The following is a 25,809-nucleotide window of genomic DNA, read 5'->3' on the forward strand; positions in this document are numbered from 1 at the left end:
TTGGATTTCTCCGGAAGGTCGTCCCAGCTGACATAGCTCTGCACGGTTGTGGACGGATAGCGTTGATAAGCGTTCCACTCTTCGATATTAACGCTTAACCTTTGGGAGGGCGTTGCAGAGGACGAGTCCTCTGCGGATGTTGCAAACGCGGGCGAAGTCGCGCCCGCTCCGAGTAGGCCTGCAATCATCTCTTTACTTGAAATATTAACGAATGGGGCGAAGCGGACAGATTGTCCTCCTGCGTGAGCAACTAATGCGCTACCTTCGGCAGTTGCTAATACCGGCGAAGCTGCTATTGTCATCATTACGCTCCCTACCGCGACAAATGGGACAGCAAGTGTAAGTTCAATCCCGGCAGTCGCTCGTTGTCTTTCCACGTATGAGTTATCTCTAGCTGTCGCACTCACCTGAGGGCCGGAAGCCGGTGATTGAAAGCCCAATAATCGCCGGGCTAGTGTGGTGTTTCAGAAATACAAATGAAAATTACCTACCCAGGGCCCGTGAGTAATTGAGACCATGCCGGCATAGTTTTTCGCAAACTTGTCGAAGCGTTTCACGATCAGACGGTCTCTGTCTAGCTACGGGCCATATCTCCCCTGGCTATTTTTATACGATAACCCTGCTAAATCGTGGAAGGTTTTACCGATTTTGTTGCTCTACTATGCCAGCGTAAAAAAAACTTTCCTCGTACGAATAGATTATTTTTTGCCTATTGACTATTAAGGCGATACTTGTTTCATCACTGGGGTAAAAAAAATCGCTCCATGATTTAACAAGTAGGTCTGCAGGTACAATGGCGCTCGCTTTTTTCCCCCAGAAGAAAAAAATGGACGAGGTATCTACTAGTTTGTTCTTGAAGAACAAAGACGATTCTTGGTGGTGATCAAAGTCTAGCTTTTTTTCTTCTGTCACAAAGCAAAATGATGAATTCATGTTCATTAAATGGTCAAATGGAAATATCACATTCCATAGGTTTTCAGACTCTTCCGCGCCAAGAAAAACGATTTGTCTTTTTTCTTTAAATGATAGTGAGCAATCCTTGGAGTTAAATCTCCATGCGATAGGGTACTTTTTCTCGTCCAGAATGACTGATTTTCTATTCATAAAATATATGCCCGGCGCCACCAGATTTTTTACCCATACTCCAGTCTTTCCATTTGACATGAGGGATATTATTCTCTGGTGCGTTTGCTGTGTGAGATTCATTGGGGTGGTGTTCATATCCTTTTTTGTACGGTGCTTCAGAATAAGTGGGGTGGTGATCTACTTTTCCTCTGGCATCTTTTAATAATTGGTCGGCAGTGGCTTTATCTTTTACTCTAAAATTGGATTTACCACCTTTCTGGATTGTTTCAGTTGCCTTTTTCCATTCGGAGCTGTCACGCTTAATAATAGGTAAATTAGTAGCATCACCAACTTCGTTGCCGGTTAGGCTACATTACATTAAGCCAAGCGGGTCGATCCAGCTTAGCGGGTTCGGCGCATACGCATATGTATTTAGCCCTCCCTCCACCCCAATCGGATCCGTCTGCGTAAATCGTCCAATATCTGGGTCATAGAACCTGAACATGTTGTAATGCAGTCCCGTTTCCCGGTCAAGATACTGGCCCTGAAACCGTAAATTCTGCTCTCGTGCATGCCGAGGGCTGCGCCACTCACCCCGTGGCTTTCCCCATATCGCATACTCGCTGCACCAGACTGTATCACCCTCGATATTTGTCAGCTGTTCGGGCAGGCCGCCTGGATTGGTCTGGAAGTAGAGTACTTCCTCGTTGTCTGGCTTTCCGTCTATTCTGGCCAGCGGCTCGTAGCTAGCCAAATTGGCATACACATACAAGCTGGCCAAACCGCTCTGCACCTCTTGCAACAAGCGCAGCCCTTGCCAGTGAAACAGTACGCGTCGGCGCGGCTCTGGATAGTCCTTCTGATAAACCTCCTTGCTGATTCGTCTACCCAACGGATCATAGGCAAACACCACTCGCTCACGCTCACCACTGCGGTACTGCTCCACGCAAACCAGCCGATGCTCAGCGTCGTACTCAAAGTACTGCACCCAGTTGCTGCCAATCCGCTTTTCGCACAACCGCCCAAACCGGTCATAGCGGTAGCGTTTGTCCTGATAGACCAGGACGCGGTTGTGCTTGATCAAGCCGTTGAGCTTGGGCCCGTCGAACAGGTTGCCGGCCTTGTCGTACTTGTAGTCTTCGACCTGCGTAGCTTGCCAATTGGGGCGCGACTGCTGGACGGTCTGCAATTGCTCGTTGAGGTCGTAGCCGTAGCGGTTGCGTCCTGAGTAACTCTTGCCGGTGTGGGGCAGGTCATGGAAGCGGCCGATGATTTGTTCGAGGTGCGCGGTGTTATCGTCGTACGCATTGGTCCCGCCTCGGCGCTGAGTCTGGGTCAGCACTTCGGCAACCAGGTTGTCGCTCGCGTCGTAGCAGTAGGCCTTGTCGAGCAGCGGCAGCACTTCCACAGGGGCATCGCGATAGTGGATAGCCTTGCTGGCCAGACGGCCGCAATTGTCGTATCGGGTGCGTGTGACCAGCTGTCCTTGGGTGCGTAGCACTTCGTCGTGCACCGCATCGCGCTCGAAGTCGCTGATGACCCGGCCGTTCAGGTTGATCTGGTGCAGGTGCCCGCTGCCGTAGTACAGGTGGTTGAGTTCACGCTGATCGGGCAGCACCAACGTCTGCAAGTTGCCCAGCTCGTCATAGCGATACTGCAGCAGGCCAGCACTGTTGGTTTCACTGAGCAGTTGCCCGGTAGCGTCATAGGTGTAATCGAGTTGCTGCTTCTCTCCCTGGTTATCCGTGAGGGTGATGGACAGCAGATTGTCGGCAGCGTCGTAGCGGTACTCGGTGGTGCCATCTTCAGTACGCTTGCTGACAAGACGGCCCAGTGCATCCCGCTCGAAGTCATGGCGGATGGCGGTCACTCGTGTTGGCGGAGCGTTGTCGGACAGTGGCGGCAGTTCTTCAGGGGAGGGGAGATGGGTAAGCCGCGTGATCTCATCCAGCACGTTGTAGGTATAGATGCGGTCACTGCCATCGAGATCCCGTTGCGCGACCAGCCGGTCCAGTTCGTCCCAGCCGAAGCGGTAGGACTCGTCGTTCTCGTTGATAAGCCGCAGCAGCCGGCCATAGGCGTCGTAGCGAAATTTCACGCTGTAGCCCATGGCATCAGTGCGTTCGATCAAGCGGCCGCTACGATCGTAGCGAAATTGCAGGGTTTTTTGTGCTGGGTCGATGTAGCGCGGCAGTTGGCCTGCGACATCAATCTCAGAGCGACCGAGGCGACCATCTGGGGCGTTCACTTTATTAAGTAGCGGAGGACTCCCAAAATTTAGCACCTTCTGCATCGGCCATTTTTTCCAGAAATTCTGATAAAGATTCCGCTGCTTTAGTCCATTCATGTCTGTGATCTAGAGGTGTGCAAACCAAAACCCCTCCATCTTTGGTGATTATTAATAACTCAGAATCACCATAGAAGCGACCAAGGACGATATCGGTTGTTAGTATTTCATTTCCTCGAATTTGCTGTTGCCTACTGGTTTCGCTGATAGCCTCCTTAGGTGTTAATAGTTCAAGCCCCCATTGTTCATATAAATTGTCTTTGAATAGCTCGGTTTTTTCACTAAGTCTCCACAGCGCCAGGAGCTCGCAGGGGAAGTTTTGATGGGGTTTAGGTAGCTCTTTTTCGTCGATCCCGCCCGTGAAAATGCAACTTAGAAGAAATGGGCATTTTTCCTTGTGATGATAGGCTGTTTGTGGTGTTGACCATTTGTTTTTGAGCTCATCAATTGTTGTGCTTATGGTTTTAAAATTCATTGTAATTTCGCCAGAATGTGTTGAAGAGTTCTTGGTGCGTTTTACGCTGTACGGGTACTAGGTTCCAGAAGGTATTGTCACCGCCATACTCCCTTGGTTTTATGTGGTGGATATCATATTCTCTCCATCCTCCTCGCGGTGTTGCATATCCTCGATCATACCAGTCTTTAATGAATGCACCACGTTCGGATGCTCCCCAGGGGACACGCGCGGCAGTGGGAATCTTACCACCAATCTGTGCAGGGAATGGTATGCTGCGGCCAGTTCTAGGGTCGATCACTTTTGGATAAATTCTAAGTGTGGCGCGTAGCCGTACGATTAAGTTTGATATCGAAAATCCAAATCTATTGCAAGAGAGACCTAGCGGATCTATCCAGCTTATTGGGTTTGGAGCGTATTTATAGAGATTTGGCCCGCCGAGCAGGCCTAGTGGATCTGTTTGTGTGAAGCTCCCAATGACAGGGTCGTAGAATCTGTAGGTGTTGTAGTGGAGCTTGATTTCACGGTCGAAGTATTGACCTTGGTAGCGTAAGTTCTGCTCTCTTGCTTGTTTTTCGGTGTTCCATTCGTCACGTGACGCACCCCATCCGCGAAAGTTGCTCCACCATACAATATCGCCGCTGTCGTTTGTGAGTTGTGTTGGCAGCCCTGCTTGATTGGTATGGAAGTGTGCGAACTCTTCGTTGCCATGCTTGCCGTCAATTCGAGTTATAGGTTCGTAGCTAATTGAACTGGCATAAATGTACAGACTGGCCAGGCCGTTCTGCACCTCTTGCAGCAAGCGCAACCCTTGCCAATGAAACAGTACCCGCCGTCGTGGTTCAGGATAGTCGCTCTGATAAACTTCCTTGCTGATCCGCCTTCCCAGTGGATCATAGTTGAACACAACACGTTCGCGTTCTCCGTAGCGGTATTGGTCTACGCAGACCAGGCGTTGGTCGGCGTCATATTCGAAATACTGTACCCAATTGCTACCAATACGCTTCTCGCACAGCCGACCAAACCTGTCGTAGCGATAGCGCTTGTCTTGATACACCAGCACGCGGTTATGCTTGATCAAACCGTTGAGCTTGGGTCCGTCGAACAGGTTACCAGCCTTGTCGTACTTGAAATCTTCAACTTGTGTGGTTTGCCAGTTGGGGCGTGATTGATAGACAGTCTGCAATTGCTCGTTGAGGTCGTAACCGTAGCGGTTGGTCCCCGAGTAGCTCTTGCCGGTGTGAGGCGAAGGATGGAAATGGCCAATGATCTGTTCGAGGTGGCCGGAGTCATCGCTCACACCGCTGTCAATGCCACGGCGCTGGGTCTGAGTCAGGACTTCCGCGACCAGGTTGTCATTGGTGTCGTAGCGGTAAGACTTCTCCAGTAACGGCAACACTTCCACAGGAGCATCGCGATAGTAAATGGCCTTGCTGCTCAGCCTGCCGCTCTGGTCATAGCGTGTGCGTGTGATCAGACTCCCCTGAGTGCGCAGCACTTCGTCGTGTAGCGTGTCGCGTTCGAAGTCGTTGATGACACGACCGTTCAGGTTGATCTGATGAAGATGCCCGCTGCCATAGTACAGGTAGTTCAGTTTTCGCTGATCAGGCAAAGTCAACGTCTGCAGGTTGCCCAGTTCGTCATAGCAATATTTCAGCAAGCCGGCGCTGTTGGTCTCGCTGAGCAGTTGCCCGGTAGCGTCATAGGTGTAATCGAGGTGCTGCTTCTCACCCTGGTTATTCGTAAAGGCGATGGATAGCAAATTGTCGGCGGCGTCGTAGTTGTAGTCCGTGATGCCGTCGTCGGTGTGCTTGCGCGTGAGGCGTCCGACGGGATCACGCTCGAAGACATGACGGATCGAGGCCGTTCGTGTCGGCGGTGCGTTATCGGACAGCGGTGGCTGTTCGTATGAAGAGGGAACATGAGTGAGACCCGTGAGATCATCCAGGACGCTGTATTCATAGGTGCGACCACTGCCATCCAGATCCTGTTGCGCGACCAGCCGGTCCAGTTCGTCCCAGCCGAAGCGGTAGGACTCGTCGTTCTCGTTGATAAGCCGCAGCAGCCGGCCATAGGCGTCGTAGCGGAAGTTCACGCTGTAGCCCATGGCATCGGTACGTTCGATCAAGCGGCCGCTTCGATCGTAGCGAAACTGCAGGGCCTTTTGCGCTGGATTGATATAGCGCGTGAGTTGCCCAGCGGCATCGACTTCGTAGCGATCAAGGCGACCATCTGGGCGTTCACTTTCTATCAGGTAGCCGCGGGCGTCATAGCGGAAATAGTGATGCTCGCCACGAGCGTTGATACTCTCGCGCAAGCGGCTGTGTAAGTCATAGTGGTAAAGGGTCTGGGCATTGCTGCAGTCGCGGAAGCTGGTCAACTGCCCGAGTGTGTTCCAGCTCAGGTGTTTGCGTTTTTCCAAGGCATCGGTGACGCAGGTAACGCGACCTTCCGGGCTGTATTGATAGTGTGTTTTGCGGCCCAGCGGGTCTTGTTCCCACAATAGGTTGCCATGAGTGTCGTAACCGTAACGCTGGACGCGTCCGGCGCCATCGGTGACCTGGACGGGCAGTGCCCAGTGGCGCAGGTACTTGACGTGCTCGCTGCGGTCCAGCGGGTCGCGGGTTTCAATCAAACGGCCGATATCGTCATAGCGGTAACGCCACTCACCCCCTTGTGGATCGACACGCTTGATCAGTTGGCCTGCGATGACCTCTGCTTGCCAGCAGTTACCCAGCGCGTCGATGTGCTTGTGGACTTCGTACAGTGGCCCCCAATAGTAATGATCCTGGCGCCCCAGATTGTCGGTTACCCGCGTTTCACCGAGTTCCAGGTCGTAGGCGAATTGGTACTCTTCGCCATCGCTGCCCCAGTGGCGGATCACGCGCCATTCATGGTCGGGTTGAGGTTCGAGCAGCGGCGGCATGCGGTACGGTGTCCCGTCAGCGCGCTTTGGTGTGGGGCGTATTTCAGGGATGGAAAACCGCGCCCATTCGTATTGGCGGACAGCACCGCTGGCCAGTTGATGACTGTTGAGATAGCCCTCGGGCGTGTAAGTGAAGCGGCGAACCCGTTGCCCCGTCGCATCCAATACCTCGTGCAATTGGCCGTTTTCGGTGTAGCGATAGCTGACCAGCAACTCGTCACGTTCAACAGCCGGTGTTCCACCGTTCTTCAGGAAGGCCCGCGATACTTGGCTGACACGCTGTGGATGCTGAGCGCCATAATGAAGCTGCACGAGCGTTTGGCCGTACTTGTCATAGAGGGCTTTCAGGCGCCCTTGCTCGTCGTACAGCATGTCTAGGCAATTGAGATTACGGTCGCCGAGCCTGGTCAGCCGTGAGCGTTTCGGATTCAACGGGTCGGTATCGAAGACCCGATAAAGACCTTCATTGATATCTTCGACAACGGTCTGGCCATCCTCCAGCTGGAAGAAGGCCAAGCCGTCCACGGCACTGACGAAGGCGTCACCAGCACTGAGGCGGCCTAGTTCCAGTCGGTTACCTTCGTTGTCGATGTAGATCCATAGCTCACCGCCCTGAGGGTGCGGGACACGAACCAACTCCACCTCGTAGGGCAAACTCCAGCCCATTCCGAGCAGGCCGTCATTGCGCAAGTCTCTGCTGTCGTAGTGACGCGCCCACTGGATACCCAGCAGACCTGGCAGATTGAAGTCGGTGTCTTCTGGGCCATCTTGCAATTTGCTTCCGCTGGCGACGGCAACCGGATTGCCAACTGTGCACCCTTTGCTACGCCCAAATTTCCGGGCGATGAGGATCCCCGCAATAATCCCCGTAAACATCGCAATCTTGCTCTTGCCATTGCGAATATCGCGCACCGTCGCCGTACCACCGCCAATACGGACATTGGGAGATACGTTTTCATTCACGTCTATTGTGGCGTCGCAGGTTGTCTTGTCCCCTGATCGCGCTGCTGGCTGACTGTTGATCAGCACCTTGTCGGAACCTTGTGCGATGAAGGTTTCCGGCATCGCCGGATGGCGACTACACGTGATCTTGTCCTCATGCTTGGGTTCTGACCCTGCAGCTGCCGGGGTGGTCACCGGTGGATTGAAGATGTCGCGTATCGCCATGCCCAGCCCCACGACTGGGAGCAGATAGGGCACGGCCGCCATGGCCATGGACCCAATGTTTTCGAGGATGGAGGGTTCCGCTTGTTCGTCTGCAGCGCCCCCTCCAGGTGGCTCTGTGATACCAGCCGCACGAGCGGCTGGTTTGCCATTGATGTGGACGTTGCCTGACCCACCTTCGATTTTTCCGTAAATTTGAGGCGGTGCCATGCTGTTGCCAAGCCAGTCGCAAAAGCTGGAAATGACGCCTCCGATAGTCTGGTCTTCGCCGACGGACAGGGTACTGATCGCGCCGACTGCTACGCCGGCGACGGCCGCAATGGCGAATCCGGCGGCACCGCCGGTGAATGCAGTGCCGACAACAGCCAGCCCGATGGCGGCGGACACAGCGGCAGTAGCGGCGGCATAGATCACCGCTTCGGCGACTGCACTGATGATTTCGGCTGCTAGCGATGGATGAAGAATTGCATCGCCCTCCCGGGCGGCTTGGACAATCTGGGCCATTGGCTTGAAGTTCCCGATTATTTGAAGAGTGGGTCTGGAGGGGAGATTGCTCAGGCGAATCGAAACTTCTGTTTGATAGCGCGCCAGTGGCCAATATCGTCGTCGCTCATCGGGCCAGCTTTGCTGTAGTTGAGTACCAGCATGCGTTGCTGCCCAGGTACGAGACAGGCTGCTTGCAGTTGGTAATTGGGCTTGTCACCGACCATGAACTGAATTGTCATCTCGCGGGCATCCACGGGGTGCTCAGCGCTTCCGAGGCGGGTGACTGTCGCAGGTGTGAGGGTCAGTTTCTTGGACTGCTTGCGCAGAATGATCAGTTGGTCATTCAGGGCCTCGTCCAATGTGGTGTTGTGGGCAACAGGGCTGCGGGCAATCACCAGGGTGGTGTTTCTCTCGTGGAAACGCAGCATGTTTAGCGTCATGTCCTGCGGGACTTCGCCGCCCAGATCGAGGATTACATCTTGAGTAAGGTATTTAGCCATCGAGGGGATCCTTCTTGGAATGCATTGCGTGACGGGTACGGGCGTTACTCGAAATGCCCATCCACATCGGCCTTCAGCCCACTGCTGTCACGCCCGCTTGCAGACGCACCCGCTGAGCCGCCATTGGGATTCAGGTCGAGCTTTGCCGCCAAGGTGTTGATCTGCCCGGTTTGCTGCGCGGTGAGGTTGAAGGTTTCGCAGGTGATGTTGAGTGTGCCGTTGGCCTGCATCTCGATAAGGGTCTTGCCGCACTTGAGGCGTAAGGAGCTACCCGCTTCGATTTCGTAGTCACCTGCGATGAGGTCGTTCTTGCCGCCGCCGACTTTCAACGTGTCGTTGGCTTTCACGACCCGCAGGCGATTGCGGCCGATAGCTATGGTTTCGTCCTGGCCAATCTGTTGGGTGCGATCCACGCCAACGGAGAGGGACTGGTTGTTGTTGACCTTCGTGTTCTGGTCCTTCTGGGCATGGATGAACACTTCCTCTTTGCCCAGCTCATCCTCAAACCGCAGCTCGTTGAACCCATCCCCCTTGTGGGTCTGGCTTTTGATGGTCATGCGGGTCTTGTGGTCGGGCAGGTCGTAGGGCGGTAGCTGGTTGCCGCAGTAGGTTCGCCCGGTGATCATCGGTTGGTCGGGGTCGCCGTTGACGTACTGGATGATCACGTCCTGGCCGATGCGCGGGATGGCCATCGCGCCCCAGCTGCCGCCGGCCCAGCCTTGCGACACGCGTACCCAGCAGGAACTGAACTCGTTGTTCTGGCTCTCGCGGTCCCAGGGGAAGCTGACTTTGACCCGGCCCCACTGGTCGCAATAGATTTCTTCGCCAGGCGGGCCGACCACAGTGGCCATGTGTGGCCCATCGACATGGGGTTTGGCCAACGGGGCCGGGCGCCACTCGGTTCTGCCGGGGATGAGTTGCGCGGTTTGCTCGTAGCGTGTGCTCTGGTCAACGCCGGCGGCTTCCTCTTGCAGGCTGGTGAACTGGCTGCCTTCGTGGGTGACCGTGTTCACCCGCCAATGCACGTTGAGGTCATCACGGGGGTGACCCGTCAGGGTGAAGCTCAGGCCCGGCTGCAGGCGCATATCGTCACCCTTGACCTCGGCGATGCGCACGTCGTGGCGCAGTGCGGTGATGCGGTTTTCGGTGAACGGTTTGCCGACGGCATCGCGTTTGTAGCGCCCTGGGTAATCGAAACGTTCGTACGCGCTGGACTGGTGCTCCAGGAAGGGGCCTGCGGCCCGGTGTTCCTGGCGGTAGGCCGGGTGGGTGAAGGTGTAGTCGCGCTGCACCTGCTGGGCGGTACGTACCTGTTCGCTGTAGCGCAGGCGCCGCAGGCAGGGTTTTTCCTGGTCGCCGCCGCTGTTGGCTTGGTACAGCACGGTGTAGGGAACGAGCGGCTTGCCCTCTTCGAAGAAACCCTCGTCTTCCTCCTCGGCCTTGATGGCCCCAAGGCTGATCATACCGAGCGATTGCAGCCGGTCGGTGATGATCAGGTTGTGGCGCTTTGCACTGTGCTCGAAGCGGTAGACGAAGCCTTCCTCAGCGGCCAGGCGGGCAATGAAGTCCAGGTCCGTTTCGCCGGCCTGAACGCAAAACTCGCGCGCTTGATGGTCCATGGAGGCGCGTAGCTCGAACTGCTTGATGCCTTGGCGCTTGAGCATCAGTTCGAGAATTTGCGGGACGCTCTTGTGCTGGAAAATGCGCCAGTTCGAGCGCAGCTTGGCGCGGGCCAGCTGCGGTTCGATCAGCGCGTGGTAGTAGGTGCGGTAGAAGCCACTCTCCGCTTGGCTGAAACGGCTGACCAGGCCATGCACATGACGCACGGGGCGTTCGCGGTCCCAGAGGGTGAACAGCACAGGTTGGTCGAGCAGCTGGCCGAAGTCGATGTCGTCCTGGTAGCTGATCAGTTCCAGCTCGAGCGAGAAGGGTTGGCTGATGCCTTCCTTGAGCGTGAACGACACGACGTCGAATTGAGCATCGCCCACGAGGGGCTGAAAGCTGTAATGCAGATCGGATTGGCGAGGCATGTGAAATCCCTTTTTCCAATAATTATTCCAATGCCTACCGTGGCGTTAGTGCGTTCATTGTTTATAGAGGTCAATTTGCTAAGTAGTTTCTCGGTGTGGCGCGATGCCGAGCCAGATGTTTGTAGGAAATTCCCTACTGTCTCACCCCGCTGTAAACTAAACGTGTGTTAGTTTGTGCGAGCAGAGCAAATAACCATGTACCGATAGTTGGTTTCATGTCGAGCATTTGGATGTAAGCGAATGTGTGATTTGCAAGTTATTTCTGATCCAGGCTGTTTATGAAAAGAGATGTCGTAAACACCGCAAGTAGCAAGCCCGTGAACAATCGCGCTGCAGCACTTCGCGAGGCTGTAGACGTGACTCAACGACCACGCATCAGTGCAAACGCCAGTGCCTTCAAAGGATCGGATAATAGGTAAACCATCCTCAGAAGGAGGGTCATACCATGCGTAATCATCACTATGCCCTTGGCGCGGCGCTGCTGTTCACCCTGGCGTTGCCCTGGACGTTGGCAGCCGCCGCCGACCCCAATGCGCCCATCGACATGCAGGCCGTGCAGTTGCAACCGCAAGAGCAGAACGGCGTGCGTTACCTGCAAGGCGGTATCGGCCAGGATGAAGCCAATGCCCTGCGCAAGACCAAAGGCTATGACTTGCACGTCGAACTCTCGACTGGCGCGCAAGGCAAGTTCCAAAGCGGTGCCTCTGTTGATATTCAAAGTGCGCAAGGGCAGCCCGTGCTCAGCGTTACCGATGTCGGCCCGCTGCTCTTTGTGCAGCTACCACCGGGTCATTACAAGGTCACCGGCAATGCCGAGGGTGAGACTGTCCAGCAACAGGTGGTAGTGGATGGCAAAGCACCTGCCACGGTGAATTTGCACTGGCGTTGACAGATAAAATGCGGGCAGGGGTACATTTGTACTCCTGCTGAAATGGAGCACACCGCCATGAGCTTGGCGCTTCAGCTGGAGATGTTGGACGAGCAGGGTTTCGTGCTGATCCCCGGTGTGCTCGAACCCCTGCGCATCGCGCTGCTGCGCTGCGCTATCGATGACTTGCAGCCGATTCACTGGGACTACCAGGGGCTGCTTGAACACTACAAATGCGTGTTCAACCGCAACCCGCTGTGGTTGCCGTTTCTTGATCTGCCACCGCTGATCAACCTGGCAGAGGCCGCGCTTGGCGAGGACTGCCACGTGATCGGCCAGACTGCCTGGCGTAGCCACCCCGGTTACCCCGGCATGGCGCTGCACCTTGACCATCTGCCCCTGCAACTGCCGGCCTGGATCAGCGAGCGCGGGGCCTTTACCCAGCCGATGCAGATTCTGACTGCGCAGGTGTACCTCAGCGATATCGATCACAGCATCGGGCCGACCTGGATCGTACCGGGCAGCCATCGTGCCGCTCGCCCGCCGCAGGCCGGCGAAGTGCAATGGCAAGGGCGTGAAGCGCTTCCGGTATTGTGCAAGGCGGGGGATGCTTTGCTGTTTCGCAGTGATGTCTGGCACAGCGGCGGCGCCAACTGCACGCAGGCGCGCGAGCGCGACATGCTGCAAGTGCATTACGGCCGGCGCATGGTGGCGCAGAAGTTTTCACCGTACCTGCATTGGCAGTTCAACCCACGTGTGCTGGAGGAAGCCACGCCCAGGCAGCGGCGGCTGTTAGGGGAGCATGAAGAGGGGGAATACGACTGAACCCGCTCGGGCCACGCGGCAGGGCGTTGGCCGTCAGCATTAGCCGATAGTGGCAAAGCTCTTTCAACTTTCTGATTATCTGGACAATAATCGAAAAATTATTACCTCGTGTGACCGGTCTGGATGCGCCGGCCACCGCACAAGATCGAGGGGCTCAAGCCCCCACTTGCCGTGTAGACCATCAGGAGATGTCATTGATGAAAACCCGTCTCGCTGCTTCGCTGGCCGCTGCAGTGCTGGCCTTCGCCGGGGCCAATCTGGCTCAGGCTGCGCAGATTTCCGGTGCCGTTGGTGCCACCGGCCAAGGCGACATGACCTACCGAATCGGCCTGTCGTTCGATTGGGACAAGAAATGGCTGGAAAGCAGTACCGGCTATGTGACCGGTTACTGGGATGCGGCTTACACCTATTGGGAGGGCGGCGATGCCAGCGGCGCGCACTCGCTGTCGTTCAGCCCGGTGTTCACCTACGAGTTCAGCGGCTTCACCTACACCCCCTACATCGAGGCCGGTATTGGCCTGGCGGCGTTTTCCAAGACGGATGTGGGCAACCAGCGGCTGGGTTCTGCGGTCAACTTCGAGGACCGCATCGGCTTTGGCCTGAAGCTGCCTGGGGCGCAGAAGGTAGGCATCCGTGCCATGCACTACTCGAATGCGGGCATCAAGCAGCCGAACGACGGGATCGAGTCGTACTCGCTGTTCTACAGCAAGGCGTTCTGACTGCGGTGCCGGTGCCTTGTAGGAGCGGCCTTGCGTCGCGAAAGGGCTGCGCAGCGGCCCCGGGTTTTCGGGTGCCAGCAAGAACGTAGGGGGCCGCTCCGCGCCCCTTTCGCGACGCAAGGCCGCTCCTACAATTGCGCGGCGGTCAGAACGTGTAGGAAACCCCGGCCTGCACCGTGCGCGGTGCGCCTGGGTAGGCGTAGCTATTGAACGCCCCTTCGTCATACCCCTTGTTGAAGACGTTCTTCACATCCAGGTTTAGCCTCACGTGTTCATTGACCTTGTAGAAGCTGAGCAGGTCGACCACGCTGTAGCGTTCCATGGTGTAGGTCGTCGCGGCTGTCTGGCCGGCGCGATCATCCACGTACTTGACCCCCACCCCAAGCCCCAGGCCTTTGGCCAGGCCATCCTGGAACTCGTAGGTGTTCAGCAGGCTGAAGCTGTTACGCGGGATGTTGGCCAGGCGGGTGCCGGTCGGCACGGTGGTGTCCTTGGTCACTTCGGCATCGACATAGGCATAGCCACCCATCACACGCCACGCAGGGGTGATATTGCCAGCGATGTTGATGTCCAGGCCGCGGCTGCGCACCTCGCCCGTTGCGATGCTGTAAATACCCAAGGGGTAGTTGGGGTCGCGTGCCAGCACGTTTTCCTTGACGATGTGGTACACCGCCGCATCAATGCTCAGCTGGCGATCGAGCGCTTCCCACTTCACGCCCAGCTCGTAGGATTTGCCCTTCTCGGGATCGAAGCCACCGCTGCCAGCGGGCGTGCCACTGTTAGGCTTGAATGAGCGCGCCGTGTTGGCATAGACCGCCACGGTGTCGGTCAGGTCGTAGATCAGGCCAAAGCGCGGGGTCACGCCATTCTCGCCCTTGCTGAAGTCGCGGGTGTTGACCAGCTTGTCGTCGTAGTCGTGCTCGAAGCGTTCGAAGCGCACGCCGGCCAAGGCCTTGAGGCGCTCGGTCAGGGCCACCTGGTCCTGGATGAAGAACGCCCAGGTCTGCAGGTTTTCCTTGTCCCACGTTGTGGTACGCGTCAGCGCGGGCCTTGGCTGGCCGAGCACCGGGTTGTAGATATCGATCGGATAGGCCGCCGAGGAGCGCTGGATGATCGAGTTGTAGTCGTAGTTCTCGTACTCGATGCCCGTCAGCAGCGTGTGGCTGAAACCACCGGTATCGAAGTGGCCGGTGAGGTTCAGTTGCCAGTCACGGTCGGTCCATTCCAGCTTGCGATAGTTGAAGTTGCGCTGCAGGGTGCGCCCGTCAGCGGGCGCGCCATTGGCTTCAACCGCGTTGCCCTTGAGCGAGCCATCGAGAAACTGGAAACCGCCAGCCAGCGTCCAGTTGTCATTGAGCAGGTGCTCGAAGCGCACCTGGGCCATGTTGTTGTCGTTGTGCAGCAAATTGTCGCTGCCTTTCTCCCAGATGTAGGTGTCGCGCGAGGCGCTGCCGGTCTGGGTGGCATAGCGGGTCAGGCCACGGTCGAGCGGGTGGTTGTTGCGCATGAAGTCGCCTTCGAAGACGATCCGGGTGCTGTCGTTGACCTGCCAGCTGAGCACGGGCGCCACGTCGTAGCGCTCGCTCTGCACATCATCGCGAAAGCTTTCGCCGCCTTCACCGAGCACGTTCAGCCGGTAGGCGAGGGTGCCTTCCTCATTTAGCGCGCCGGTGGCGTCGAGGGTGGCGCGGTGCATGCCCTGGTCGTCGATCTGGCTGCCCAGGGTGACCTTGCGTTCAGCCTGCGGTTGCTTGCTGACCACGTTGAAGGTCCCACCGGGGTCGCCGCGGCCGTACAGGCTGGTGGCCGGGCCGCGGATCACTTCCAGGCGCTCGACGGTGTTGGCGTCGGGGGCATTGGGGTAGCCGCGGTTGATCGGGAAGCCATTGCGGTAGAACTCGCCCGTGGTAAAGCCACGTACCGTGAAGGTGGTCAGGCCCTGGCCACCGAAGTTGTTGGCGCGGCCTACACCGCCGGCGTAGTCCAGGCCATCCTGTAGCCGCGTGGCGCCGGTGTCTTCGAGCACGTCCTTGGGTACCACGCTGACCGACTGCGGGGTCTCGTGCAGGGCGGTGTCGGTGCGCGTGGCGCTAGCCGAACGGCTCGCCTTGTAACCAACGACCGGGCCATCGGCACGTTCACTGTCGGCGGTACCGGTGATGTTCAAGGCCTGGAGTTCAATCTGGGCGGAATCGCTGAGCGAGTCGGGTTCAGCCCAGGCCAGCGGGGAGACAGCATGAAGCACACAAAGCGAAACGAACGTGCGACGCATCGACGGTACGATCCTGGAGTAGGGCGCTAGGGGAAGGGGTACAAAGCGGCGTGAAATTACTACGAATCATTATCAAATGCATTCTTTTTAAATGGAGCGCCCGTGCCAGTTCACCTCTCGCCGCCCCGGCAAGGCCGCTCCTACGCCGCGCAACCTGCAGGTAACGAAAACCCTCAGGCCCCCGCCTTGATCGCCAGCACGTTGCACAACGGATGCTCAAGCACATGCGCCGTGGTGCCGCCCAGGAAGGTCTGCATGGCGTCATGCCGATGGCTGCCCATGACGATCACATCGACCCGGCTATGGCTGATGAACTGGGCAATCGCACGAATCGCCGGCCCCTCCACGAAATGCCTGCGCTCCAATGGCACCTGGTGATGGTCACCCAGGCGGTTGAACGACGCCCGTTGCGCGTTGCGCACACTGCCATCGAACCCAGGCATGGTGACCGTGCCAGCGCCGAAGTCGGCGATATGGGTTTTGGCTGCGTCGCACACATGCAACAGGTGCAACTCGGCGTTGCACTGCAAGGCCAAGGCATGGGCGCTGTGGATCACCTGCTCGTCCAGGTGCTCGCCTGCGCCATGGCTGTTGAGGTCTACTGCGGCGGCGATCTGCCGGGGCAGGGGCAGGCGGATGTCGCTGACCAGGTGCACGGCGACTGGGCTGTCCTTGAGCAACTGCCAGTCCAGGGGGGTTACCAGCAAACGCTTGAGCACCGGTTCGTGCTGCACGTCTTTGACCAGCAAGTCGCAGCCCAGGCGTTCGATGCGCTCGATCACACTGGCCAACGGGTCGCGGGTCAGCAGCAATTCGGTGGACACATCCAGGCCGGCATCGGCCAGTTGCTCGGCTTCATCGGCCAGCCATTGGCGGTTGTCGCTGAGCAGCCGTTCACGTTCCCGGCCGTCGCTCATCAAGCCGAACGTGTCGACATCGTCGACGAATACGTTGATATCGAGTAATGCACCGCTAGACTCGGCCAAGGCCGCCGCACGTTGCAGCGCGGGCGTGTGGCGCATCTGCGGGCCGAGCATGACGAACAAACGTTTGAACTGGCTCATCTCACACCTCCGCGTGTGGAAGCCCCCCGGTTCATGCCTGGTGATCTGGCCCTGTTCAGTTTAGACCCACGAACGCGCTGTCGGGCGCCCCATCGCGAGCGTGAGCGTCGGCAGCCTCCTGCCAGCCGCCACCCAACGCCGCATACAGATTCACCTCCGCCACCAGCTGCGCCAAGCGGTCATTGATCAGCCCCTGCTGGGCACTGAACAACGACCGCTGCGCATCGAGAAACGTCAGGCTGCTGTCCACGCCAATGCGGTAACGGTGCTCGGCCAGGTCGTAGTAGCGCTGGTTCGACGCCACCAAATCGCGCTGGGCCTGCAACTGCCGCTGGTAGGTCGCGCGCGCAGCCAAACCGTCCGCCACTTCCTGGAAGGCGCCCTGGATCGCCTTCTGGTACTGCGCCACCTGAATCTCCTTCTGCAGCCGGGCGTAGTCCAGGCTGGCTCGCAGGCTGCCGGCGGTGAAGATCGGCAGGTTGATCTGCGGCTGGAACAGCCAGGTCCCCGAGCCTGCATCGAACAGCCCGCTGAGCGCGGGGCTGGTGCTGCCGGCATTGGCGGTCAGGCTGATACTGGGGAAAAACGCCGCACGTGCTGCGCCAATGTCGGCATTGGCCGCGCGCAGCTGGTACTCGGCCTGGACAATGTCCGGGCGGCGTTGCAGCAGGTCGGAGGGCAGGCCGGCTTGCAAGCCGGCGATCTGTTCATTGGCCAGGGGCAGGGCGCGGAGGTCGTCGGCCACAGGGGCACCCACCAGTAGCGTCAGTTGGTTGAGGTCCTGGGCCACCTGGCGTTTGTAACGGGCCACGGCCGCGCGCGTGCTGTCGACGCTGGTACGTGCCTGGATCTGGTCCAGAGCCGAAACAGTACCCGCGCGGCGCTGGTTGACGGTCAGGCGCAGGCTGCGCTCGTCCGCTACCAGGGTGTCGTTGGCCAGGGCCAGCAGCTCCTGGTCGGCACGCCAGGTCAGGTACACGCTGGCGACGCTGGCCACCAGGCTCAACTGGGTGCTGCGCCGGGCCTGGTCGCTGGCCAGGTAGGTCAGCAGCGCTTGGTCACTGAGGCTGCGCAGGCGGCCGAACAGGTCGAGCTCGTAGGCGCTCACGCCCAAGGTCGCCGCATAGGTGGAGCTGATCATGCCCTGATCGGTGCCGGTCATGCGCCGCGGCAGGTACTGGCGCTGCCCCTGCCCATTGGCGGAGACCTTGGGCAACAGCTCGGCGCGCTGAATGCGGTACTGGGCGCGGTAGGCCTCGACATTCAGCGCTGCACTGCGCAGGTCGCGGTTATTGGCCAAGGCGTTGTCGATCAGTTGGCGCAATACCGGGTCCTGGAACACTTGGCGCCAGTCATCGACGGCCGGGTGCGCCTGCACATCGCCTTGATAGGCAGGCCCTTGTGGGTAGTGCGCGGCCACCGCTGCGCCTGGGCGCTGGTAGTCAGGGGCCAGCGAACAGCCACACAACAGCGCAGCGCACAGGATAAGGCTAGATCGGGGCATCGGTGGGTCTCGCAGAGTCAGGCGCCGGCCATCCATTTGGTCAGGCCATGGCGGCCACTGACCCCCAGCTTGGCGGTGGCGCGCTTGAGGTAAGTTTCGATCGAGCTGTTTTTCACGTTCAGCCGCTGCGCCATTTCCGGCACCGTGCCGCCGGTCAGCAGGCCCAGGCAGACCTCCTGTTCCCGGGTCGACAGCCTCACGGCTTCCTGCACCAGGCGCTCGCCAAACGAATGGCGCAACGAGCCTGCTGGCAAATCGGCCAGCGGCGAGCCGGCATGCCGTGCCCCCCCTTGGCGCAGCAACTGGCCGTGGTGCTCGACCAGCGGCAGCAAGGTGTCAGACAGGCTTTTCAGTTGCGACAGTTCAGCCAGCGAAAAGCCACGCTGGCTGGGCAAGCGATGAAAGCAGATGACCCAGCGCTGCACACCGCTGCAGGACACCAGGTTGCACTGGTGGGCACTCTGGCGAGGCTGCCCTGCGTGTTGTGGGGCTTTGAATTCGATCAGCAGCGGGTCCTTCATCTGCATGATGCTTTGCAGCAGCGGGTGGCGCAGGTTGTTGACGTTGGGCAGTTCAGGGGCAGGGCCGGCACTGCCCAGTACCCTGATGCGGCTGACGCTGGCCTGGCGTGGGTCAAGGGTCCATTCACTGAGGTCGAGCCTGTGGACCGGCACCTGGGCATTGACCAGATGCAACATCTGGTCGGCGAAGCGCTCGGCGCCGGTACTGGCGATCAGTTCGCCCAGTTGCAGATACAACTGCGGGTCGGGGCGGTGTTCGAGGCTGTCGGTCAGCTTCATATCATTGTCTTCCTTGATTCTAAGCTTTGCGGCGGGTGGTCTCGCGGTCGAGTCCTCTGGGGGTAGGTGGGAGTGGCGGTATTCAAGCCCGGCCGGGGTGCTGCGTCTGTAGTGGAAAACGGGGACAGAAAGTGCCACCGATTGCGGATCAGGTGTGCAGGGGCACGGACGCTGTGGGTAGTGGCGAATGAGGGCTTGGCCAGCCAATTGACGCCAGAAGCGTGGCGATCCAGGCCTGTTCCATGCCGATAGTTTCGGGTGTAGGCAATACCGGGTAGATGCTGTAGCAAATCTCCTACATGTTTTTCAGCAGGCTTCTACAGGTCCAGCGTGTGTCCGGGTTTCAGGGGCCATACAGCCTGGGGGCGGGGTGCTTGAATCCGCGGATGATCAATCAGAAGGACCTGCCGACTCATGCCTGCCGCCGAAACCTTTGCCCTGAGCGTTGCCCAGCGCGACATCTGGTTGGACCAGATCAGCCACGGCGACTCGCCGCTGTACAACATCGGCGCCTATGTCGAACTGAACGGCGGGGTGGATGCCGCGCGGCTGCGCCAGGCACTGGCGCACCTGGTTGCCCAGCATGACGGCCTGCGTACGGTGCTGGTGACACAGGGGGGCATGGCGCGGCAGTACTTTGCCCCCACCCTGGAAGTGGAACTGGTGCGGCACGATGTGCGCGATGCAGAGGCGCCGTGGGCGGCCGCCCAGGCCCTGCTGCAAGCCCGGATGCAGACGCCCTATCGCCTGGATGCCAGCTCGCTTTGGGGCACCACACTGATTCGCCTGGGCGAGCAGCGCTACCTGTTTGCCGTACAGGCCCACCACCTGGTCCTCGACGGTTGGGGGGTGGACCAGTGGTTCAAGCAGATCGCCGAATACTACAACCTGCTCGAACAGGGGCTGCCCCTGCCGAGCGGCGCACCGTCCTATCGGGCGTTCATCGAGGACGATGCCCAGTACCAGAGTTCGCCACGGCATGACCGCGACCGCGATTATTGGCTGGCTAGATACCAGCAATTGCCGGACGCCTTGCTGGCGCCGCGCGAGCGTAACGCGGTGCACCTTTCGCCGCCCAGCGCAGTGCTCGAACAGCCATTCGATGTCCGTTTGCTGGCACGTATGCGAGCGCTGGGAAGCACGCTGCAGGCCTCGCCATTTCATGTACTGCTGGCCGCCCTGCATGTGTGCAGCGCACGCACCTGGCAGCGTGACGAGTGGGTGGTCGGTTTGCCGGTGCGCAACCGCGGCAACGCGCAGTTCAAGTCGACCCTGGGGCTGTTTACCCAAGTCAGCGCGTTGCGGATGGACTTTGGCCGCGAGCGCACCTTCGCGGCGCTGGTGCAGGGGATACGCGATGCGCTCAAGCAGGACTTCCGCCACCAGCGTTTCGCCCTCAGCGAACTCAACCGCAGCCTCGGCGCATTGCGTGAAGAGCGGCCGCAGCTGTTCGAACTGATGGTGTCGTTCGAAGAGGATGGCAACGACCTGCGTTTCGGTGACGTGCCTGGCCACACCGTGATGGTTTGCAATGGCCATGAACCCACCCCGTTAAGCATTCACCTGCGCTGCAACAGCCAACGTGACAGCGCCCGTCTGCACCTGGTGCACAACCGCGCCTGGTTCAGTGAACAGGACGCTACGGCGCTGGCCGAGCGCCTGTTGCACGTCCTTGAGCAAGGCCTGGAACAACCGGAGCAAAGTATCGCGTCCTTTGACCTGCTGACCGCCAGCGAGCACGCCCGCCTGCGGCAGTGGAATGCCACGGCGCAACGAGGGCCCGACAATGGCGAGGCGTTGATTCATCGTCGTATCGAGGCCCAGGCCAAGGCCACGCCGCAGGCCTTGGCAGCGCTTCAGGATGGCCAGAGCCTGAGCTACGGCGAGCTCGACCGCCGCGCCGACGCGCTGGCCCAGCACTTGGCGAGCCTGGGTGCCAAGCCTGACCGGCGCGTGGCGGTGGTCGCCCAACGCGGCCTGGACACCCTGGTCGGCCTGTTGGCCGTGCTCAAGGCCGGTGCCGCCTACGTGCCGATCGACCCGGCCCACCCGCAGGAACGCCTGGCCTACCTGCTGGACGACAGCGAGCCAGACGTCGTGTTGACCCAGTCATGGCTGTGTGATCGCCTTCCCGCGCATGGTCTGGCGCAGATCGAGCTGGATCGCTGGGACTGGAATGCGCCGCCCGCCGTCCTGGCCCGGCCTGCGCAGCCGCTGCCCAGCGATCTGGCTTACGTCATCTATACCTCCGGCTCTACAGGGCAGCCTAAAGGCGTGATGGTCGAGCACCACATGCTGGCCAACCTGATCGACTGGCACTGCAGTGCGTTCGAGCTGGGCCCAGGCCGCCATCAGTCGAGCCTGGCCGGCTTCGGCTTCGACGCCATGGCCTGGGAGGTGTGGCCGGCCCTGTGCAGCGGCGCGACCCTGCACCTGGCACCCGTGCGTGACGGTGCCGAGGACATCGATGCCTTGCTCCGCTGGTGGCGCGCCCAGCCGCTGGATGTCAGCTTCCTGCCCACGCCGGTGGCCGAGCATGCCTTCGCCCAAGGTGAGCTACACCCCACCTTGCAGACCCTGCTGATTGGCGGCGACCGCCTGCGGCGCATGGCCCGCGAGCGGCGCTACCGGGTCATCAACAACTACGGCCCCACCGAAGCCACGGTGGTGGCGACCTCGGGCGAGGTGACGGCAGGTGGCCCGCTGCATATCGGCGGGCCGGTGGCCAACACGCAGTTGTACGTGCTCGACGAGCAGCGCCGCCTGTTGCCCATCGGCGCCCCGGGCGAGCTGTATGTGGGCGGCAAGGGGGTTGCCCGGGGTTACCTCAAGCGGCCGCAGATGAGCGCCGAGAGCTTTCTCGACGACCCGTTCAGCACGCTGCCAGGGGCGCGGATGTACCGCACCGGCGACCTCGTGCGCTGGTTGCCCGACGGCACCCTGGAATACCTCGGGCGCAACGACGACCAGGTGAAAATCCGCGGTGTCCGGGTTGAGCTGGCCGAAATCGAGGCCGCCCTGGCCAGCCACGCGGCGGTACGCGAGAGCGTGGTGATGCTGCGCGAAGGCCAACTGCAAGCGTGGTACATCGGCCAGTTGGCGGTAACACCGCGGGCACTGCATGAACACCTGCGCGAACGCCTGCCAGCGGCTTTGCTGCCGGTGGCCTATGTCAACCTGGCGGCCTGGCCGCTGACCGCCAATGGCAAGCTTGACCGCCGCGCCTTGCCGACTGCGGACGAAGCCGCCAAGGTGCGCCGCGAACATGAGGTGCCCATTGGTGAAGTCGAGCAACGCCTGGCCGTGCTTTGGGCTGAATTGCTGCAGGTCGAGCGGGTAGGGCGCCAGGATCACTTTTTCGAGCTGGGCGGCCATTCGCTGCTGGCCGTGCAACTGATCGAGCGCATGCGTCAGCAAGGCCTGCAAGCTGATGTGCAGGTGCTGTTCGGCCAATCGACCCTGGCCAGCCTCGCCGCATCCGTGATGGTCGGGGAAGCCGCTCGCATACCGGCCAACCGGGTAGCGCCGCAGTGCCAGCGCATCACGCCTGACATGCTCACGCTCAGCGTGCTGACGCAAACCGCCATCGACCGCATCGTCGCCTCGGTACCGGGCGGTGCTGGCAACGTGCAGGAAATCTATCCGCTGGCTCCCCTGCAACAGGGCCTGCTGTACCACCATGTCACCGATGTACGCGACCCTTACCAGCAGCAGGCGTTGTTCGCCTTTGCCAGCGCCCAGCAGTTGCAGGCCTTCGGCGAGGCGTTGCAGCAGGTGATCAACCGGCACGACATCCTGCGTACCAGCCTGGCCTGGGAGGGGCTCGAACAGCCCCAGCAGGTGGTCTGGCGCCAGGCGCGCCTGCCGGTCGATAACTGGCTGACGACAGCGCCCGACGGCAACATCGCCGGGCAACTGCGCAGCCACTACGACCCCCAGCATCGGCCCTTGGACCTGCGTCAGGCACCGATGATGGCGCTGGCCTGCACCGAGGATGCCCAGCACGGAAGCTGGCTGGGTTTGCTGCGCTTCCACCACCTGGTCAACGATGCCGTCTCGCTGCAGGTGCTGTTGGGCGAGCTCGAAGCCTTCATGGCCGGGCGTGGCGAACAGCTGCCGGCACCTGTGCCCTATCGCGAGTATGTAGCGCTGAGTGCGGCTGCCGAGCGCCAGGCACGGCACGAGGCGTTCTTCCGCGAGCAACTGGCCGGCATTGAGCCGCCTGCGCCTATTGCCGGGCTCGGCGGCGAGCCGGTGGATGCGTGTGATCTGCACAGCCATAGCCAGGCCGTCGAAGCGCCGCTGGCGGGGTTGTTGCGTACCCAGGCCCGGCATCAGGGGGCGAGCCTCGCCAGCTTGCTGCACCTGGCCTGGGCCCAGGTGCTAGGAACCCTCGGCGGGCGTGATGAAGTCACCCTTGGCACAGTGCTGCTGGGCCGCAGCATGGCGGGCAAAGGCGCTGATCGTGCCTTGGGCATGTTCATCAACAGTTTGCCGTTGCGGGTGCAGCTGGAGCATCGTTCGGTCGAACAGGCGCTGGGCGAGACCCACACGGGCCTGGCCGCATTGCTCGGCCACGAGGACGCACCGCTGATGCTCGCTCAGCGGTGCAGCGGCCTGCCGGCGGGCACCGCGCTGTTCGACAGCCTGATCAACTACCGCCAAGGGGCTGTGCTGCACGGGCAGGTGCTGCCGGGTGTGGAACTGGTCGAGGCCAGTGAAGTCCTGAGCCATGGCCTGGTGTTGACGGTCGACGACCACGCCGACGGGCTGCAGCTTGCCGTGCGTGCGCCGCGAGCGATTGGCGCGCAGCGGGTATTGAACTACTTGCTGATGACCTTGCGCCAGCTAGGCAGCGCCCTTGCCGAACGCCGCAGCGTAAGCCTGACGGCGTTGTGCGCGGTGCCTGAGGGTGAGCTACACCGCTTGCTGCATGGCTTCAACGCCACGCAAGACCTGCAAAGCCCGGTCACGCAGACCTTGCCTGCGCTGTTCCAGGCCCAGGTGCGGCGTACGCCCCAGGCCATCGCGCTGCAGACCGATGACAGTTTCCTCGATTACCAGGCCCTCAACGCCCAGGCCAACCGCCTGGCCCACCACCTGATCGGCCTGGGCGTACGCCCCGATGCGCGGGTGGCGGTGTGCGTCGAGCGCGGCGTCGCACTCATGGTGGCGTTGCTCGGCGTGCTCAAGGCGGGCGGTGCCTACGTACCACTGGACCCTGGCTACCCGGCCGAGCGCCTGCGCTTCATGCTTGATGACAGTACCCCGACGGTGGTGCTGGTACACGGCGCTACCCAGGGCCTGTTCGACCAACTGCCAGGCCCTGTGCTCGACCTCGACCGTGGCGACTGGCACGCCTGCCCGACAACTGACCCGCAGGTATCGGGCCTTGGCCCGTCGCAACTGGCCTATGTGATGTACACCTCGGGCTCAACCGGCACCCCGAAGGGGGTGATGATCGAGCACCGTGGCCTGTGCAACCTGATGCACTGGGGTTCGCTAATCTGCCCGCCCCGCCCGGGCGATGCCCTGCTGCAGCGGGCGCCGTTCAGTTTCGACGGTTCGGTCTGGGAGCTGTTCTGGCCGCTGACCGCCGGCCTGCGCCTGGTCCTGGCACGCCCTGACGGGCACCGTGACCCTGCGTACCTGGTGCAACGGGTCCAGGCCAGCCAGGTGACCACGATCAAGTTCGTGCCGGCGTTGCTGCATCAGTTTCTCGAAGAACCTGGCGTCGAGGGTTGCACCAGCCTGACGGACATCTTCTGCGGCGGCGGCGAACTGACACTGGCGTTGCTGCAGCGTGTGCGCGAGCGCCTGCCCAAGGTGCGCCTACACAACGTCTATGGCCCCACGGAAGCCACGGTAGACAGCACCGCCTGGACCTTGCAGCCCCATGAGCCGCTGCCGCTGCTGGCGCCGCCGATTGGCCGGCCGATCGCCAATACCCGCCTGTATGTGCTCGATGCGCACGACCGGCCGGTGCCGCTGGGTGCGGTGGGCCAGCTGCACATTGGCGGTGTCGGCGTGGCCCGTGGCTACCTTGGGCTCCCGGCGCTGCAGGCCGAGCGTTTCATCGCCAGCCCATTTGTCGAGGGCGACCGGCTGTATCGCACCGGCGACTTGGTGCGCTACCGCCTGGACGGCGAATTGGACTTCGTCGGCCGCAACGACTTCCAGGTCAAGCTGCGCGGTTTGCGGGTGGAGCTTGGCGAGATCGAAGCGTCGCTGACCGCACACCCGGCAATCGGCCACGCCGTGGTGCTGATGCGCGAAGAGCGCCTGGTGGCCTACTTCACCTGCCGCGAGGGCAGCAGCGCCCCGGCGCTTGAAGTACTGCGCAGTCACCTGTTGGCGCGCATGCCCGAGTACATGGTGCCGCAGGCGTTCGTTGCTTTGGCCCAGTTGCCTTTGAGCAACAACGGCAAGGTCGACCGCCAGGCCCTGCCGGCGCCGGGTGCAGAGTCGGTGATCAGCCGCGCCTACCAGGCCCCGCGCGGCGAGCTGGAAACCGCGCTGGCCGAGATCTGGACCGATGTGCTGAAGATCGAGCAAGTCGGGCGGGACGACAACTTCTTCGAGCTGGGTGGCCATTCACTGCTGGCCGTCGGCCTGGTGGCACGCATGCGCCAGGCCGGCCTACATGTGGATGCCCGCACCTTGTTCAGCCAGCCGACCCTGGCGGGGCTTGCGGCCAGCACCCGCCTCGAACAGGTCAAGGTGGTGATACCGCAGACCACCATTCCCAGCCTGGGCAAACGCAGGCGCATCTGAAAGCACCGGGGCCGCATAGCGGCCCCGGTGCTATCCGCAATTGTCCCCGCTTCCCATGTCAGACCGACCGG

14 protein-coding genes are annotated in these 25,809 nt (G+C 60.5%); 4 read left to right on the top strand and 10 right to left on the bottom strand.

All coding sequences use genetic code 11. The annotated features are described in order from the left end of the window. Positions 1-639: 639 nt before the first annotated feature. The 6 genes from LOY26_RS12230 to LOY26_RS12255 all read right to left on the bottom strand — a co-directional run bounded on the left by LOY26_RS12230 (position 640) and on the right by LOY26_RS12255 (position 10,912). On the bottom strand, positions 640-1,221 hold the full coding sequence (locus tag LOY26_RS12230; protein WP_258714815.1) for a hypothetical protein: 582 nt from the start codon (positions 1,219-1,221) through the stop codon (positions 640-642). Between the two features lie 217 nt (positions 1,222-1,438). Then, on the bottom strand, positions 1,439-3,412 hold the full coding sequence (locus tag LOY26_RS12235; RefSeq protein ID WP_258714816.1) for an RHS repeat-associated core domain-containing protein: 1,974 nt from the start codon (positions 3,410-3,412) through the stop codon (positions 1,439-1,441). Continuing rightward, positions 3,318-3,827 carry a hypothetical protein gene (locus tag LOY26_RS12240; RefSeq protein ID WP_186661778.1) on the bottom strand — a complete coding sequence of 170 codons (510 nt, stop codon included), beginning with the start codon at positions 3,825-3,827 and terminating at the stop codon, positions 3,318-3,320. The genes LOY26_RS12235 and LOY26_RS12240 overlap by 95 nt, the downstream gene beginning before the upstream one ends. Next, the gene (locus tag LOY26_RS12245; protein ID WP_186661775.1) at positions 3,817-8,400 is read right to left on the bottom strand and encodes an RHS repeat-associated core domain-containing protein; all 4,584 of its coding nucleotides are present in this window, start codon (positions 8,398-8,400) and stop codon (positions 3,817-3,819) included. The genes LOY26_RS12240 and LOY26_RS12245 overlap by 11 nt, the downstream gene beginning before the upstream one ends. Positions 8,401-8,450: 50 nt before the next feature. Further along, positions 8,451-8,882 (bottom strand): DUF1795 domain-containing protein, encoded by a 432-nt coding sequence (locus LOY26_RS12250; RefSeq protein WP_258714817.1) that lies wholly within the window; start codon positions 8,880-8,882, stop codon positions 8,451-8,453. A gap of 44 nt (positions 8,883-8,926) precedes the next feature. Further along, complete coding sequence (locus tag LOY26_RS12255; RefSeq protein ID WP_258714818.1) at positions 8,927-10,912, bottom strand: type VI secretion system Vgr family protein; 1,986 nt, start codon at positions 10,910-10,912, stop codon at positions 8,927-8,929. A 445-nt stretch (positions 10,913-11,357) separates the two neighbouring features. Between LOY26_RS12255 and LOY26_RS12260 the strand changes: the two genes are divergently transcribed. The 3 genes from LOY26_RS12260 to LOY26_RS12270 all read left to right on the top strand — a co-directional run bounded on the left by LOY26_RS12260 (position 11,358) and on the right by LOY26_RS12270 (position 13,324). After that, positions 11,358-11,801, top strand: coding sequence for a carboxypeptidase regulatory-like domain-containing protein (locus tag LOY26_RS12260; protein ID WP_186661617.1), 444 nt, complete (start codon positions 11,358-11,360; stop codon positions 11,799-11,801). A 57-nt stretch (positions 11,802-11,858) separates the two neighbouring features. After that, entirely contained in the window at positions 11,859-12,605 is a 747-nt protein-coding gene (locus LOY26_RS12265) for a phytanoyl-CoA dioxygenase family protein (RefSeq protein ID WP_047583319.1), read from the top strand. Between the two features lie 197 nt (positions 12,606-12,802). Then, positions 12,803-13,324 (top strand): acyloxyacyl hydrolase, encoded by a 522-nt coding sequence (locus LOY26_RS12270; RefSeq protein WP_033697688.1) that lies wholly within the window; start codon positions 12,803-12,805, stop codon positions 13,322-13,324. A gap of 145 nt (positions 13,325-13,469) precedes the next feature. On the opposite strand, the gene LOY26_RS12275 is transcribed toward LOY26_RS12270, so the two are convergent. The 4 genes from LOY26_RS12275 to LOY26_RS12290 form a co-directional block, all read right to left on the bottom strand. Next, positions 13,470-15,596, bottom strand: a complete 2,127-nt coding sequence (locus LOY26_RS12275; protein WP_186661619.1) for a TonB-dependent siderophore receptor — start codon at positions 15,594-15,596, stop codon at positions 13,470-13,472. A 173-nt stretch (positions 15,597-15,769) separates the two neighbouring features. Continuing rightward, positions 15,770-16,660, bottom strand: a complete 891-nt coding sequence (locus LOY26_RS12280; RefSeq protein WP_186661621.1) for a universal stress protein — start codon at positions 16,658-16,660, stop codon at positions 15,770-15,772. A gap of 55 nt (positions 16,661-16,715) precedes the next feature. After that, a complete protein-coding gene (locus tag LOY26_RS12285; RefSeq protein WP_186661623.1) occupies positions 16,716-18,164 on the bottom strand; it encodes an efflux transporter outer membrane subunit in 1,449 nt (482 codons plus the stop codon). A gap of 17 nt (positions 18,165-18,181) precedes the next feature. Beyond that, on the bottom strand, positions 18,182-18,964 hold the full coding sequence (locus tag LOY26_RS12290; RefSeq protein WP_186664619.1) for a helix-turn-helix transcriptional regulator: 783 nt from the start codon (positions 18,962-18,964) through the stop codon (positions 18,182-18,184). Positions 18,965-19,378: 414 nt separating this feature from the next. On the opposite strand from LOY26_RS12290, the gene LOY26_RS12295 reads away from it, so the two are divergent. Then, positions 19,379-25,738: a non-ribosomal peptide synthetase gene (locus LOY26_RS12295; protein WP_258714819.1), complete on the top strand. Its 6,360-nt coding sequence runs from the start codon at positions 19,379-19,381 to the stop codon at positions 25,736-25,738. Positions 25,739-25,809: the final 71 nt, after the last annotated feature.

Origin of the sequence: Pseudomonas sp. B21-047, assembly GCF_024748775.1 — a bacterium.
GTDB classification, from domain to species: domain Bacteria; phylum Pseudomonadota; class Gammaproteobacteria; order Pseudomonadales; family Pseudomonadaceae; genus Aquipseudomonas; species Aquipseudomonas capeferrum.